This window comes from Mycolicibacterium llatzerense (assembly GCF_000878195.1).
Lineage (GTDB): Bacteria > Actinomycetota > Actinomycetes > Mycobacteriales > Mycobacteriaceae > Mycobacterium > Mycobacterium llatzerense.
Genome location: NZ_JXST01000023.1, coordinates 94,919 through 109,692, shown reverse-complemented (window position 1 = coordinate 109,692; position 14,774 = coordinate 94,919). Strand labels below are relative to the sequence as shown.

Sequence of the window (14,774 nt, the reverse complement as noted above, 5' to 3'; positions counted from 1 at the left end):
CGCCGGTGATCTCGTAGGTGACGACCTTGGGCTTGAACGGTTTGGCGTCGTCGGCGAAGTTGCGTGGGGTGACGATGACGGGGTTTTGGCCGAAGTAGCCGCGGACGCGTTGCACGGTGAAACCGGCAACGAGGGCCACGGCGAGGATGAGCAGCGGGATCCACGCCTTCTTGAGCGCAGTGCCGATCACGCTGCGAACACCATGGTCGACTGCACTTGCTGCTCCCCGCTTCCTGACCCTGACCGAGACAGATTAGGTCATTTAAGTGTTAGATTAGACCAGTTAAGTTAATCATGGGAAACCTCCCGCTGTGGGTGGCTCGTATCACCGTAGCCGGTAGAGCGCAGCGGATCGAACCAAATACGCAGCAGTTCAATGGGATTGAACATGCGGCGACGACTGTTCAGGGAGCAGGGGCAGATGGCAACCAGCACGAATAGACTCCGTCACATGAAGGCACGCACTCTGGTCGCAGTTGCGGGCGCCGCGGCGGCAGCAATCACGATGGCCGTCCCTGCTCAGGCCGACCCCGACACCGATTTCGCCAACCAGTTGCACACCTATGGGATCTACGGTCCCAAGGACTACAACGCCTGGATCGGCAAGATCACCTGCCAGCGGCTCGACAACAACGTCGACCACAGCGCCACCGACTCGGCGGCGTTCCTGAAGAAGAACCTGCCGCGCAACAGCAGCTCGGAGCAGCAGGTCTACCAGTTCCTCAACGCCGCGTTCGACACGTATTGCCCGGAGAAGCACGACCTGCTGGTCGCGCTCGCGCACTAGCCGCCAGGGTTGCCCGGCGCCTGACGCAAGGTCAGGCCGGGCCCTTGCCGTTGTCGACGCGGTACACCGAACCGTGAATCGCGGCGGCGTCGTCGCTGGCCAGGAACGCGATGACGTTCGCCACGTCCCGCGGCTCCATGAAGCCACGCGGAGCGGCGATCCGCATGATCAGGTCCCAGTCGGCGTTCTCGGGTGCCGCGAACTCGGTGACCTGCGCGGTCAGCATGCCACCCGGACACACCGCGTTGACCCGCAGTTTTTCCTTGGTGTATTCCACGGCCAGCGCCCGCGTGAGCCCGATCAGCCCATGCTTGGCGGCGCAGTAACCGGCCGAGTAGATCTCGCCTTCGACGCCCGCGATCGAGGAGACGTTGACGATGTTGCCGCCGTTCTCCAGCAGCTGCGGCAGCGCCGCCCGGGTCAGATAGAACGGGCCGTTCAGGTTCACTGCGAGGTCGCGGTCCCAGTCGTCGTCGGTCATCGACAGGGTGTGCCGCATCACGTGGAATCCCGCGACGTTCACCAGCACGTCCAGTCGGCCGAACTTCGCGATGCAGTCCTCGACGGCCTGCCGGCAGGCGTCGGCCGTGCTGATGTCCACCGCGGAGAACGCGCCGCCGGGCTCGTCGCCGTAGGCGTCGGCGAACACCGTTGCCATCCGCTCGGCATCGCGCGCGATACCGAAGACCGAGGCGCCGCGTTCGGCGAAAACCTTGACCGTGGCGGCGCCCAAGCCGGCCGAGGCGCCCGTGATCAATGCAACTTTCCCGCTGAGTGAACTCATACGGTGACTTTCTCACGCCGCGGCCGAGTCGCCTGCGATACTCAGGCGGTGAAAATGAAACGTGTTCTAGCTATCGTTTCGAGTTTTGGTTTCGCCGCAGCGGGCGCACTCCTCTCGGCAGCTGCGCCGGCGCATGCCGACATCCGGCTGCCCGAGGGGATCTACACCTTCATCCAGGAGGGCACGCCGATCAGCGTGTGGACCATCTATCCGGTCTGTGCCCCGACCGTTGGCGATCTGCGCAACAACATGGAACTGCCAGTGGGTTGCCTCGTGCACATCGGGTCCGACCAGTACGGCGCAACCTACGGCGGCGACGCCCGGCAGACCGGCGGCGAGGGGCACTGGGCGTTCACCCAGACCGACCTCCAGGGCTTCACGTGCCCGGACGGATCCAAGTCCAAGGTCGTCGAGAACTACGAGTTCGAGGACACCAACTGGACCGGCACCCGGACCATCATGAACGCCGAACAGTGCGGCGTGCAGGCGGCCATGGTCAAGAAGTCCTTCCGATTGGAATTCCAGAAGCCGCTGCCGATTCCGGTGCAGCAGTACCCGCTGTTCTGTGACCCCAACGACGGTCTGAAGCGCTGCCGCTGACGGACGTCAGTCCGAACCCGACTCCTCGGCGACGGCGGCGGCCGCTTCGTCGATGATGGCGCGCATCGCGCGTTCGGCGCCGGCCGGGTCGCGCAGCCGCACGGCGCGGGCCACCTCGTCGTGCAGCGCGATGGCGGCCGGGTTGGGGGAGTCGGGCATCATGCCGTGATGGGTGCGTCCGGCGAGGATCTCGGAGACCACCGCGTTCAGGGCGCGGAACATCTCGTTGCCGCTGGCCTCCAGCAGGGTCTGATGAAAGATCTTGTCCGCCTGCAGATATGCGGCGAGGTCGCCGTCGCGACCGTGCACAGCCATGTCCGACACGGCGGCGGCCATGATGCGGCACTGGTGTGGATTCGCGCGCTCGGCGGCCAATGCGGCCGCCACCGGTTCGAACCCGCGGCGTAGCTCCGACAACGACACCAGTTGCGCGGCTCGATCGCCCGAATCGAGTCGCCAGCGAATCAGTCTGGGGTCGAACACATTCCAATTCGCCGCGGGCTGAATGGTGATCCCGACCCGGCGGCGCGAGGCGACCATCCCCATCGATTCGAGGACCCGGATCGCTTCCCGCACGACACTGCGGGAGACCCCGTGTTGTGCGCTCACGCCTTCGAGGGTGATGACCTCGCCGGCGGCGTAGGTACCGGATACCACCGCGGTCCCCAGCGCGCTCAGCACGTTGTCGTGCAGAGCGCTGACGTTTGAGGGCGTAGCCACGCATAACATCCTGTCATACCTATGCCCGGCTGGCTTTAAACTTATCTATTTCGATTGGGTCTTGAAATAGTCTGACTTTTGAGCCACGCTGTGTGAGTCAAACCACAGCAAGGGCGGGTGTAGTAGATGCCATCACCGATCGTCGTCATGGGCGTTTCCGGATCCGGCAAGTCGACCGTCGGCGCGGCGCTCGCGCAGCGGTTACGCGTGCCGTTCGCCGATGCGGACGACTTCCACCCCGCCGCCAACATCGAGAAGATGGCGGCCGGTCACCCGCTGAACGACGACGACCGCCGGCCCTGGCTCGAAACCATCGGGCGGTGGCTCGGGGAGCGCTGCGGCGACGGCGGCGTGATGAGCTGTTCGGCCCTCAAGTACCAGTACCGTGTCCAGCTGCGCAGCCACTGCCCGGGCACGCAGTTCCTGCACCTGTTCGGCACCCCCGAGGTCATCGGCGCCCGGCAGGCCAGCCGGCCAGGCCACTTCATGCCGGCGTCGCTGCTGGCCTCACAGTTCGAAACCCTGGAACCACTGCGAGCCGACGAGGCCGGCGTCGTCATCGACGTGGGACAGAGCATCGATTCGATTGTCGACGAATACATTTCACGCACCGGAGGCGACCACCGGGGCGAGCGCAGCGACGGGGAGAACGTCTGATGGGCACCTCATTCCTGGCTGACGCGCCCAAACTCGTCGAGCCCGTCGGCTCGGCCACCCAGCTGATCCTGGCGTTCGTCGTCGGCATCAGCGTCATCGTCGTACTCATCACGCTGGTCAAACTGCACCCGTTCCTGGCACTGATCTTCGGCGGCCTGATGGTGGGACTGACGGCCGGAGAGAACCTCACCGCTGTCCTCAAATCGTTCTCCGACGGCTTCGGCGCCACCGCGGCCGGCGTGGGCATCCTGATCGCCCTCGGCGCGATGTTCGCCAAACTGCTCGCCGACTCGGGTGGCGCCGACGAGATCGTCGACACCATCGTCGGAGCCGCCTCGCCCCGCGCCCTGCCCTGGGCGATGGCGCTGGTGGGCGCGATCATCGGGCTGCCGATGTTCTTCGAGATCGGTCTGGTGCTGCTGATGCCGGTCATCTATCTGGTGGCCCGACGCTCGCAGCAGTCGCTGATCACCATCGGCATCCCGGCGCTGGCGGGCCTGTCGGCCATGCACGGTTTCGTGCCGCCGCATCCCGGGCCGCTGACCGCTGTCGGGCTGCTGGGCGCGGACCTCGGCGTCACGCTCGGGCTCGGGGTGCTCGTCGCCGTCCCGACGATCATCGTCGCGGGCCCGCTGTTCGGCCGGCTGGCCGGCAAATGGGTCGTCGTCGCGGCGCCGGACACCTTCGACACCGATCCCGAAGCCCTTCGGGCACACGGCAAACGACCACGCTTCAGCGTCACGCTGGGCTCGGTGCTGCTGCCGGTCGCGCTGATGCTGGGCAAGGCCCTCGTCGACATCTTCATCGACGACAAGACGCAGTGGTTCCGCCGGATCTTCGACGCGGTGGGCACCCCGCTGGTCGCGCTGCTCATCGCCGTCGTGGTCGGCACCGTCACCCTCGGCCGCGGCGCGGGGATGGATCGCGCTGCGGTCACCAAGTGCATCGAGTCGAGCCTGCCCCCGGTCGCGGGCATCTTCCTGATCGTCGCCGCCGGCGGCGGATTCAAACAGGTTCTGGTGGACACCGGCATCGGCACGATGCTGGCGCGCTGGGCCGAAGGCGTGCACATCTCCGTGCTCGTGCTGGCGTGGCTGCTCGCGGTCCTGATCCGGCTGGCCACCGGGTCGGCCACCGTCGCCACCATCACGGCGTCGTCGCTGATTCTTGGCCTGGTCCAGGGGATGGATTCCGGCGAGCTGTCGTTGGTGGTGCTGGCCGTCGGTGCCGGCTCGCTGTTCTTCTCGCACGTGAACGACGCGGGCTTCTGGTTGGTCAAGGAGTACTTCAGGCTCAGCGTCGGCCAGACGATCAAGACCTGGTCGATCATGGAGACCGTGCTCTCGGTATCGGGTCTGGCCATGGTCCTGATCCTGGATATCTTCGTCTAGCTCAGCGCAGCTGTTTCTGAACGACGATGTGCGCCACGGGAATCGGCATCGGGCGCGGTGCGGCGGACAGCAGGTCGACCAGCGCGGCCTCCAGGGCATCGGAGAGCTGACATCGCCTCGCCGGGTCGGCCGGGTCCAACGCGTCCAGGAGCGTGTCGAACACCGCCGCTCTGGTGAACCCGACCCAGCTCTTCGCGAAAGCCGTTGCGTCACGGTCATTCTGGTACTGAAGCCAGAAGCGGTCCGGCTCGTCGGCAACCGTCAAATGGGTGATCTGCAGCCGCTCGAAGCGCCCCGACGGGGCGAACGGTGACCGGAAGTCGGCTTCACTGCGGCCCACGATCGGCAGCTGCATGCGCCGCAGTTCATCGTCGGTGACCAGCCGTTGCACCCGCAGCTCGGCCAGCGCATGCATGATCCCGCCGAAAAGCGGCTCGAGACCGGGGCGTCCGTCGTCGTGCTGACCCATCGTCATGATGACCAGGCGCCCGCCCGGACTCAACTCGCGGCCGCGGAACGCGATGAATTCGTGCCAGTCGTGCGCCGCCTGCCGGGCGTACGCGGCGCGCACCTGGGCGTCGGCGCTGAAGGACGCCTGGACGTGATCGGGGATGTCGGCCGGCATGCGGCTGAGCCAGTGGATGGCCCACGCCGACCATCCCACGTGCACGCCGTCCGACGGCAGAATCTGGCTGAGATACGAACGCCCCACCGCCGAGGCGTACGTGGCCCGGTCGGTGCGCAGGTAGCTGAACGGGTCGTCGCGCAGGGTCCGGAACAGGGCGCTGAAATCGTTGTCGGGGACATCGGTGTGCGTCACCACGATGGGATGCTCGGGCCGGATACGTTTGCGCAAGGCGGCGATGCCCGCGCCGATCGGCAGCAGGCCGTTGTGCGCGTTGCCCGAGCCATACTCGGCGATCACCACCGGATGCGGCGCCGCCGGGAGCGGCACCTCGGCGGCAGCCTGTTCGAAAAGCTTTGTGGCCGTGCGGAGTCCGACGGTCTGCAGGCGCGAGCTCCCGAGCGGGTCGGGCTGCACCACCACGCTGGACTCGGGCATGTCTCACGGTAGCGCCTCAACCGCGTGAGCGCGTGACAGACTGCGGGCATGAGTCGCTGGACTGCGCCGAGGGTGCTCACTGTGGCCGCCGTTACGACGATGGTCATGGCGGCCGTCGCATTCATCGTCGCGCTCATCCTCAACGCGTTCGTCTTCGACGATTTCGATGCCTACGGCGAGGTTCCGATCCCCGGTTCGGGCACGGTGCACCTGCCGGCCGGCACCGCGACCATCAGCTTGCACACGATGGTGATCGGCAGTGGCGGGGGGCTTCCCGTCCCGAAGATGTCGATCGGCATCGTGCCGCCGACCGGCGTGCCGGACCCGGCGCTGACCGAGGACATCAGCGGCAGCACGACCATCAACAACGACGCCCACGTCCGGGTCTGGTTTGCGCAGGTCGCGGCAGAGGGCGACTATGCCATCACCACCGACGGCAACGTGACCGCCTACGTCAACCCGACGCTCGCGTTCGGACACGACACCCCGTATGTGCACCTGCCGCTGGTGTTCGGCGTGACCTTCGGTGGGGCGACCGTCGTGCTGGTCCTCGCGCGGGTGTGGGCGTCGCGGACCCGACGCCCGATTCAGCGCAGCGCCTTCGAGATAGACCTCGGCTAGTGGCCGCGGGCCACCCATTCGTCGTAGTTGACCAGCTCGCCGCCGATGGTGGTGGTGTCACCGTGCCCGGTGTAGACGACGGTGTCGTCGGGCAGCTTGCCGAGCTTGTCTGAGATCGACGCCAGGATGGTCGGGAAATCCGAGTACGAGCGGCCGGTCGCGCCGGGGCCGCCATGGAACAGGGTGTCGCCGGAGATCACCGCCCCCAGTTCCGGGATGTACCAGCACACCGAGCCGGGGGAGTGCCCGGGAGTGTGGATGGCCTTGATCTCGAGGCCGCCGACGGTGAGCACCTGGTCGTCGCCCACGGTGTGAAAAGGGTTGTCCGGGTGGACGACCCGCCACAGCATCTCGTCGGCCGGATGCAGCAGCACCGGGGCGTCGAGCGCCGCCGACAGCTCCGGGGCGACGGTGATGTGGTCGTTGTGTCCGTGGGTGCAGACCACGGCCACGACGTTGCGGCCGCCGACGGCCTCGATGATCGGTTCGGCGGTGTGGGCGGCGTCGAACACCACGACGTCCGTGTCGTCGCCCACGAGCCAGATGTTGTTGTCGACGTCCCAGGTGCCGCCGTCCAGGCTGAAGGTGCCGCTGGTGACTACCCGCTGGATATTGCTCACTTCAGGACCACCACCGACCGCAGCACCTCACCGCTGTGCATCTTGTGGAAGGCATCTTCGATCTGGTCGAGCCCGATGCGCTCGCTGACGAACTTGTCCAGCGGCAGCCGGCCCTGCAGGTACAGGCTGATGAGGGTGGGGAAGTCGCGCTCGGGCAGGCAGTCGCCGTACCAGGACGACTTGAGGGCGCCGCCGTGGGAGAAGAAGTCCACCAGCGGCATCTCGAGCTTCATGTCGGGCGTCGGAACACCAACGAGCACAACGGTTCCCGCGAGGTCGCGGGCGTAGAACGCCTGCTTCCAGGTCTCGGGCCGGCCGACGGCGTCGATCACCACGTCGGCGCCGTTGCCGTCGGTCAGGTCCTTGATGGTCTCCACGGGGTCGAGGTCGCGGGCGTTGATGGTGTGCGTGGCGCCGAATTCGCGTGCCCAGTGCAGCTTCTTGTTGTCGGTGTCGACGGCGATGATCCGCTTGGCGCCGACCAGCGCCGCACCGGCGATGGCGGCGTCACCGACGCCGCCGCAGCCGATGACCGCGACGGTGTCGTCGCGGGACACGTTGCCGGTGTTGATGGCGGCGCCGATGCCGGCCATCACGCCGCAGCCCAGCAGGCCGGCGACGGCCGGATCGGCTTCGGAATCGACCTTGGTGCACTGGCGCTCATGCACGAGGGTCTTGTCGGCGAAGGCGCCGATGCCCAGGGCGGGGGTGAGCTCGGTGCCGTCGGTCAGCGTCATCTTCTGGGTGGCGTTGAACGTGTCGAAGCACAGGTGCGGGCGGCCGCGCTTGCAGGCCCGGCACTCGCCGCAGACGGCCCGCCAGTTGAGGATGACGAAGTCGCCCGGCTCGACGTGCGTGACGCCCGCGCCGACCGACTCGACGGTGCCCGCGGCCTCGTGGCCGAGCAGGAACGGGTATTCGTCGTTGATGCCGCCCTCACGGTAGGTGAGGTCGGTGTGGCACACGCCGCAAGCGATGATGTCGACGACGACCTCGCCGGGTCCGGGATCGGGGATGACGATGTCGACCAGTTCGATGGGCTGCTTCTTGGCCCGGGAAATCACACCACGCACTGTCTGACTCATGGCTATAACCTAATGCCTCGCGCAATTATTGGAATAGTGTCCAGACAAATGTCTGGTTAACGGTGCGTTGACCCTCGCCCGTGGACATTTTGTCCTATGACAGGGTCGTGATGTGACCGCACTCGAGCTACTTGATTCCTGGCCGGTACCGAGTGCCGCGGCCGCGGTCGTGTCGCCGGCGGGCGTGCTCGCCGCGCACGGACCCGTCGACCGGGCGTTCCGGCTTGCGTCGGTGACCAAGCCGCTGGTGGCCCGCGCCGCGCAGATCGCGGTCGAAGAGGGCGTCGTCGACTTGGACACCCCGGCCGGCCCACCGGGGTCGACGGTGCGGCACCTGCTCGCGCACACCTCGGGGCTGGCGATGCTGACGCCCGACGCCATTGCCACGCCCGGCTCCCGGCGCATCTACTCCAACGCCGGGTTCGCGGTCCTGGCTCACGTGCTGCAACACGAGTCGGGCATCGAATTCGGGCAGTACCTGCGTGAAGCGGTATTCGAGCCGCTAGGCATGAGTGATTCCGACCTGCCGGGCGGATCCGACACCGCGGGCTACGGCGCCTGGTCGACCGTGACCGATCTCGCGGCGTTCGCTGGTGACCTGCTGCGTCCGGCTCTGGTGTCGGCACCGATGCATGCCGACGCGATCTCGGTGCAGTTCCCCGGTCTGGACGGGGTGCTGCCGGGATTCGGATCGCAGCGGCCCAACGACTGGGGTCTGGGCTTCGAGATCCGGGACGGCAAGAGCCCGCACTGGACGGCCGCGGGCAACTCGGCGAGGACGTTCGGCCACTTCGGCCAGTCCGGCACGTTCCTCTGGGTCGATCCGGAAGTAGACCTGGCGCTGATCGTGCTGACCGACCGCGATTTCGGGGACTGGACGCACGCGGTGTGGCCCGAGGTGTCCGCCGCTGTCCTGCGCGAGTTCGCCGGCTAGGGGAGTTCGCTTAGCGGACGACGCCGATCATGCTGTCGATCCAGCCGCGCGCGAAGAACAGCAGGAACCCGGCGGCGACGATCCACAGCAGCGGGCTGATCTCCTTGATGCGGCCCGACGCCGCGCGCAGCACGGCCCAGGCGATGAAGCCGACGCCGATGCCGTTGGCGATCGAGTAGGACAGCGGCATCACGGCCACGGTCAGCACCACCGGCAGCGCCACCGAGAAGTCGGAGAAGTCGATCTCGCGCAGCACCGAGACCATCAGGGTGCCGACGATCACCAGCGCGGCGGCCGCGACCTCGGTGGGCACGATCTCCGTCAGCGGGGTCAAGAACATTGCGGCCAAGAACAATCCGCCGGTCACCAGGCTGGCCAGGCCGGTGCGGGCGCCTTCGCCGATGCCGGTGCCGGATTCGACGAACACCGTGTTGGACGACGCCGACACCGCGCCGCCGACGACCGCACCGGTGCCCTCGATCACCAGTGCCGACTGCAGGCGCGGGAAGTTGCCGTGTTCATCGGCCAGACCGGCCTGCCGCGACAGGCCCGTCATGGTGCCCATGGCGTCGAAGAAGTTGGTGAACAGCAGCGTGAACACCAGCATGAGTGCGGCGATCGCGCCGATCCGGCCGAAGCTGCCGAAGTCCACGTGACCGATCAGCGACAGGTTGGGCACCGCGAACGGGGAACCGGACAGCGTCGGCACCGACAGGCTCCAGCCGCCGGGCTTTTCGGTGGCCGAGCCAAGGTGCCAGATCGCCTCGATGACGGCGGCCAGTGCGGTACCCGAGATCAGGCCGATCAGGATGCCGCCGCGCACCTTGCGCGCCACCAGGACACCTGAGGTCAGCAGGGTGAACACGAAGACGAGGGTGGGGATCGCGCGGACCGATCCGGTGCCGCCGGCGCCCAGTCCCAGCGGCGGCGACGGATGGCCCGTCGACGCGACGAAACCGGCGTTGACCAGTCCGATGAACATGATGAACAGCCCGATGCCTGCGGTGATGGCCAGTTTCAGCGGCATGGGCACCGCGTCGAAGATCATGCGCCGCAGGCCCGTGACCGCCATCGCGACGATGATGAGGCCTTCGATCACCACCAGCCCCATGGCTTCCGGCCAGGTCAGGACGCCCACCACGGAGCTGGCCAGGAACGAGTTGATGCCCAGCCCGGCGGCGAACGCGAAGGGGAGGCGGGCGACGACGCCGAACAGGATCGTCATGGCGCCGGCCGCGAGCGACGTCACCGCGGAGACCTGGCCGAACGCGAGCTTGTGCCCGGCGATATCTGCCGTGCTCGACAGGATGATGGGGTTCAGCACGATGATGTACGCCATCGCGATGAAGGTCACCGCGCCGCCGCGCAGTTCAGCAGCGACGGTCGAGCCGCGTGCGGAGATCTCGAAGAACCGGTCCAGGGCAGTCACGGTTAGAAGATAGATGGGAGCCTGACACTCCGCTCGAGTGTTGGCTTGTGTTGAGGCCCGCCCGATTCTCCGACCACAAGTCGACACTGGGCGTCTGATTCCTGAGGCCGCGCTGAGAGATTGCGCGACAGACTAGCGCAACAGGGGTCTCACACGGCACAATAGACACGCACTAAACAACTGCAACATTTCGGCAACACCAGGTCGTTGGGGAAGACGTCCCTCGTGTAGCTGAAGGAGCAGATGATGCGTGCGTCGAACCAACTCGCCGACGCGACGACTGGCGTGGTGTACATCCACGCCTCTCCCGCGGCGGTATGCCCGCACGTTGAGTGGGCGCTGTCGTCGACCCTGTCGGCGCGGGCGAACCTGAAATGGACGCCCCAACCCGCCATGCCCGGTCAACTGCGCGCCATCACCAACTGGATGGGGCCCGTCGGCACCGGAGCCCAGCTCGCCAGCGCCCTGCGCTCGTGGACAGTGCTGCGCTTCGAGGTGACCGAGGACCCGAGCGCAGGCGTCGATGGACATCGCTGGTGCCACACCCCGACCCTGGGCCTGTGGAGCGGTTCCATGAGCGCCAACGGTGACACCATGGTCGGCGAGCAGCGCCTGCGCACGCTCATGTCGTCGGGCGCCGACACGCTCGCCGCCGAACTCGACACCGTGCTCGGCACCGCCTGGGACGAGGCCCTGGAGCCTTACCGCGGCGGCGGCGCCGAGGTCGGCGAAGTCAGCTGGCTGAACCGCGGCGTCGGCTAGCTCACGCGATAGTGCTCCGGCTGCGGCTCGGTCAGCATCTGGGTCAGCGTCCCGCGGTCGAACGGCCACAGGTCGATGGTGCCGCCCTCGCTGAAGTACCAGGAATTGCAGCCGGTGTTCCACACCGTCGGCTCCATGGCTTCGACTGCCGCGGCGTTGAATTCGTCGGTGGCCTCGTCGGTCACCTCGACCTCGTTGATCTCGCCGCGCTCGAAACGCTTGAGCCACTTCACGATGTAGCGCGCCGTCAGTTCGGCGGTGTACTGCAGTGAGATGGACCCCGTCGGCGAGTTCGGGCCGAGCACGGTGAACAGATTCGGGAAGCCCGGGATGGCGGTCATCCGGTAGGCGCGAGGGCCTTTCACCCAGGCGTCGTCCAGGGTGAGACCGTCACGGCCCACCACCTGCATCGGGCGCATGTAGTTGTGTGCCTGAAAACCGGTGGCCAGCACGGCGATATCGATCCGGTGGTGTTCGCCGTCGGTGGTGCGAATGCCGGTGGGGGTGAATTCGGCGATGCGATCGGTGACCAATTGGGCGTTGGGGGCGGTGATCGCCTGGTAGTACGTGCCCGACAGCACCTGGCGCTTGCACAGCGGCTGGTAGTCGGGGGTGAGTTTGGCACGCAGCTTCGGATCGCGGATCTGGGCCCGCAGGCTGAGGCGGGCGTACTGCTGTACCAGCTTGCGCCGCCAGGTCGGTTTGGTCACGATGTCGACGAGAACGCTGGATCCCCAGAGCGGAATGCGTTCGGCAACAGCCTGATACAGCTGAGGCATGGCGCGCAGCAGTGCGGTGACGACACCCAGCTGAGGCAGTTTCATCGGTGCCCACAGCATCCACTGCGGCGACCGGGCGAAGTGCAGCAGCTTGCCGGCCTTCGGCTGCAGTGCCGAAACCACCTGCACTCCGGTCGATCCGGTGCCGATCACGGCGATGCGCTTACCGGCGGTCTCCAGTTCGGGGTCCCACCGCGCGGTGTGCACAACAGCGCCCTCGAAGGTGTCCATGCCGGGGATGTCCGGGGTGAAGGGGTGGTGCAGCACGCCGGTGGCGCAGATGACGAAATCGGCTGTGAGCGTTTCGTTCTCGGTGGTGACGGTCCAGGTGTGCTCGTCCTGGTCGTAGTGCAAGGCCGTGACTTCGGTGTTGAGCCGCAGGTGCTCGTCGAGGCCGAACCGCGTCACGACGTCCCGGTGATACTCCTGAATCTCCTCGCCGCCGGCCCAGACGTGGCTCCAGTCGGGTTTGGGGGCGAAGGCGAACTGGTAGATGTGCGACGGCACATCACACGTCAGTCCGGGGTAGCGGTTCCAGTGCCAGACCCCGCCGACGTCGGAACCCTTCTCCAGGATGGTGAAGTTGGTGAACCCGGCTTGCTGGAAGGTGTACGCGGAGGCGATCCCGGCTACGCCGGCGCCGATGATGACGATGCGCGGATCACGTTTGCTCATCAGGACTCCCAGGCTCGACGCACCGTGTTCGGTGCGGTGGTCATGGCGGACTCGAAGGCTGCGCGCCGCCGGCTGCGCAGCATGAAGTTGGCACCCAGGCCGGCCAGATCAGTGGCGTCGGGCTGGATCAGGACGACCTCGATGCCACGGGCGCGCGCGGCGGCGATCTCGGCGTCCAGCACCGTGGACATCGGGCGGCGCAGCAATCGATGTTCGAGGATGCCGCCGAATCCCGGTGCCCGAACGCCGCTTTCGGAGGCCATCGGGGTGATGACGTAGATCAGGTCGGCTTCCTCATGGCTGATGAGGTCGACCGACGCGGTGGACGCAGCGCCGCCGTCGACGAACCTGCGGTCGCCGATGCTGACCGGGGGCATCCAGCCGGGAACTCCCCAGGACGCCCGGAGTGCTTCGCCGGCAGTTGCTTTCGGTGCGCCGGGCGCGCCGAACGCCACCCGCTCGCCGCGCTGGTAGTCGAAGGCCACCATGCGGGCCCCCGGGTGATCCACCCAACCGGAGGCATTGGCGAATCCAGCTGCCAAGCGCTGCAGCCATGTTGAGTCGCCGCGCCCGGTGGGAGCGATACCGGTCACCGCGGCCAGGCCCGATTGGCTGCGCAACAGCGCCGGGTTCAGCAGGCGAAGTGCCGGCAGGGGAGGCAGGCTCGGCGGCGTGGCGTCGATGTGCCGACTCAGGCGTTCGTCGGTGCTGGTACCTCGGTGCATCGCCACCAGGTCGTCGACGGATGCTCCGCCGCCGAGCATCGTGACGATCTCGGCACCCGCCGACGTGCCTTGCAATACGGAGGCATCGCGGGGATCCCAGCCCGTCTGCTCCTGCAGCGCGTGCAGTGCCGCGACAATCCACGCGCCGCCGATGGTTCCACCGCAGCCGATGACGAGTGCCCGTTTCACGCGTGGGCTTCCGAATCCGATGCTGAATCCGTCTCGGAGGCATGCTCTTTCGACTGCCGCTCGATCCGGTCCAGGTAGGCCGACCGGCCGACGGGATCCATTGCGGTCAAGGCCCGTCGGTCGTCCATGAGGGAGCGCGCCGCGCGTTGGACGAACTCCGGGACCAGTGCGTCGACCAACGCCCAGCCGGGTGCCACCCACTCGGGCACCGACGTGCGGGCGGCTTTGGTGCGCAACGTCTTCAGGACCGCCTGCGCCACATCCTCGGGGTCGACTGTCGGCATGCCGGCGCCGAGCTGGACGCCCGATGAGAGTTCGGTGCGCACCGCGGAGGGCAGTACCGCGCACACGGTGACGCCGGTACCGGCGTACTCGCTGCGCGCCGCCAGTGACGCGCCGACCGCGGCGAACTTGCTGGCGTTGTAGGTGACCATGCCCGGGATGGGGATCATGCCGGCCATCGAGGCGACGTTGACGACGTGGCCACTGCCGCGGGTGATCATCAACGGGACCACTGCGCGCATACCGTTCAGCACACCCCGGACGTTGACGTCGAGAATCAGGTCGGTCGTCGACTCGGCCTCGGACTCGAAGGCGCCCAGCGGCATGACGCCGGCGTTGTTCACCAGGACGTCGATGCGGCCGGACTCTTTGAGCACCTGCCCGACGAACTGGTCCCAGGAGTCGCGCCGGGTGACATCGAGGCGGGCGCTGCGACAGCGGGGGATGGTGCGGGCTGTCTGCTCGGCGATATCGGCGTCGACGTCGCCGATCCACACGTTGGCGCCGTGCTGCGAGAAGAGCTCGGCGGTCTTGGCGCCGATGCCTCTGGCGCCTCCGGTGATGACGACAGTGGCACCGCCGAGTGCGAGTGAACGTCGCGCTAGCTGCATCGATAGCCTCGAATCTGCTGGTAGGGGCCTTGCCGACCCAATGGAATACCCACGGTATCC

General features: G+C 67.1%; 17 protein-coding genes. 7 read left to right on the top strand and 10 right to left on the bottom strand.

The annotated features are described in order from the left end of the window. The coding region (locus TL10_RS17265; RefSeq protein ID WP_043986555.1) for an MmpS family transport accessory protein at positions 1–190 on the bottom strand (190 nt) is incomplete at its 3' end. Positions 191–451: 261 nt separating this feature from the next. On the opposite strand from TL10_RS17265, the gene TL10_RS17260 reads away from it, so the two are divergent. Next, on the top strand, positions 452–787 hold the full coding sequence (locus TL10_RS17260) for a DUF732 domain-containing protein (protein WP_043400571.1): 336 nt from the start codon (positions 452–454) through the stop codon (positions 785–787). Positions 788–818: 31 nt separating this feature from the next. Here the strand turns inward: TL10_RS17260 and TL10_RS17255 are convergent, their stop codons facing one another. Continuing rightward, positions 819–1,571 carry an SDR family NAD(P)-dependent oxidoreductase gene (locus TL10_RS17255; protein WP_043986553.1) on the bottom strand — a complete coding sequence of 251 codons (753 nt, stop codon included), beginning with the start codon at positions 1,569–1,571 and terminating at the stop codon, positions 819–821. A 54-nt stretch (positions 1,572–1,625) separates the two neighbouring features. Here TL10_RS17255 and TL10_RS17250 point away from each other — a divergent pair, with 54 nt between their 5' ends. Beyond that, a complete protein-coding gene (locus TL10_RS17250; RefSeq protein WP_043986551.1) occupies positions 1,626–2,171 on the top strand; it encodes a hypothetical protein in 546 nt (181 codons plus the stop codon). Positions 2,172–2,177: 6 nt separating this feature from the next. On the opposite strand, the gene TL10_RS17245 is transcribed toward TL10_RS17250, so the two are convergent. After that, complete coding sequence (locus TL10_RS17245) at positions 2,178–2,900, bottom strand: FadR/GntR family transcriptional regulator (RefSeq protein ID WP_043986550.1); 723 nt, start codon at positions 2,898–2,900, stop codon at positions 2,178–2,180. Positions 2,901–3,017: 117 nt separating this feature from the next. Between TL10_RS17245 and TL10_RS17240 the strand changes: the two genes are divergently transcribed. Continuing rightward, positions 3,018–3,548, top strand: a complete 531-nt coding sequence (locus TL10_RS17240) for a gluconokinase (protein ID WP_043986549.1) — start codon at positions 3,018–3,020, stop codon at positions 3,546–3,548. After that, entirely contained in the window at positions 3,548–4,939 is a 1,392-nt protein-coding gene (locus TL10_RS17235; protein WP_043986548.1) for a GntP family permease, read from the top strand. The genes TL10_RS17240 and TL10_RS17235 overlap by 1 nt, the downstream gene beginning before the upstream one ends. 1 nt (position 4,940) lies before the next feature. Here TL10_RS17235 and TL10_RS17230 read toward each other — a convergent pair whose 3' ends face one another. After that, positions 4,941–6,002, bottom strand: coding sequence for a class I SAM-dependent methyltransferase (locus TL10_RS17230; RefSeq protein ID WP_043986547.1), 1,062 nt, complete (start codon positions 6,000–6,002; stop codon positions 4,941–4,943). A 48-nt stretch (positions 6,003–6,050) separates the two neighbouring features. Between TL10_RS17230 and TL10_RS17225 the strand changes: the two genes are divergently transcribed. Then, positions 6,051–6,623, top strand: coding sequence for an SHOCT domain-containing protein (locus tag TL10_RS17225; protein WP_131630757.1), 573 nt, complete (start codon positions 6,051–6,053; stop codon positions 6,621–6,623). Here the strand turns inward: TL10_RS17225 and TL10_RS17220 are convergent. After that, entirely contained in the window at positions 6,620–7,243 is a 624-nt protein-coding gene (locus tag TL10_RS17220) for an MBL fold metallo-hydrolase (RefSeq protein WP_043986546.1), read from the bottom strand. The genes TL10_RS17225 and TL10_RS17220 overlap by 4 nt on opposite strands. Next, complete coding sequence (locus tag TL10_RS17215; RefSeq protein ID WP_043986544.1) at positions 7,240–8,328, bottom strand: S-(hydroxymethyl)mycothiol dehydrogenase; 1,089 nt, start codon at positions 8,326–8,328, stop codon at positions 7,240–7,242. The genes TL10_RS17220 and TL10_RS17215 overlap by 4 nt, the downstream gene beginning before the upstream one ends. 112 nt (positions 8,329–8,440) lie before the next feature. On the opposite strand from TL10_RS17215, the gene TL10_RS17210 reads away from it, so the two are divergent. Continuing rightward, positions 8,441–9,262, top strand: coding sequence for a serine hydrolase domain-containing protein (locus TL10_RS17210; protein ID WP_043986543.1), 822 nt, complete (start codon positions 8,441–8,443; stop codon positions 9,260–9,262). 10 nt (positions 9,263–9,272) lie between these two features. Here TL10_RS17210 and TL10_RS17205 read toward each other — a convergent pair whose 3' ends face one another. Continuing rightward, positions 9,273–10,691: an NCS2 family permease gene (locus TL10_RS17205; protein ID WP_043986541.1), complete on the bottom strand. Its 1,419-nt coding sequence runs from the start codon at positions 10,689–10,691 to the stop codon at positions 9,273–9,275. A gap of 246 nt (positions 10,692–10,937) precedes the next feature. Between TL10_RS17205 and TL10_RS17200 the strand changes: the two genes are divergently transcribed. Then, complete coding sequence (locus tag TL10_RS17200) at positions 10,938–11,453, top strand: DUF3145 domain-containing protein (RefSeq protein WP_043986570.1); 516 nt, start codon at positions 10,938–10,940, stop codon at positions 11,451–11,453. Here the strand turns inward: TL10_RS17200 and TL10_RS17195 are convergent. The 3 genes from TL10_RS17195 to TL10_RS17185 are packed head-to-tail and all read right to left on the bottom strand — an operon-like array spanning position 11,450 to position 14,714. Beyond that, positions 11,450–12,907: a flavin-containing monooxygenase gene (locus TL10_RS17195; protein ID WP_043986540.1), complete on the bottom strand. Its 1,458-nt coding sequence runs from the start codon at positions 12,905–12,907 to the stop codon at positions 11,450–11,452. The genes TL10_RS17200 and TL10_RS17195 overlap by 4 nt on opposite strands. Continuing rightward, positions 12,907–13,821, bottom strand: coding sequence for a patatin-like phospholipase family protein (locus tag TL10_RS17190; protein ID WP_043986539.1), 915 nt, complete (start codon positions 13,819–13,821; stop codon positions 12,907–12,909). Before TL10_RS17190 ends, TL10_RS17195 begins: the two co-directional genes overlap by 1 nt. Continuing rightward, on the bottom strand, positions 13,818–14,714 hold the full coding sequence (locus TL10_RS17185; RefSeq protein WP_043400541.1) for an SDR family oxidoreductase: 897 nt from the start codon (positions 14,712–14,714) through the stop codon (positions 13,818–13,820). The genes TL10_RS17190 and TL10_RS17185 overlap by 4 nt, the downstream gene beginning before the upstream one ends. Positions 14,715–14,774 lie beyond the last annotated feature (60 nt).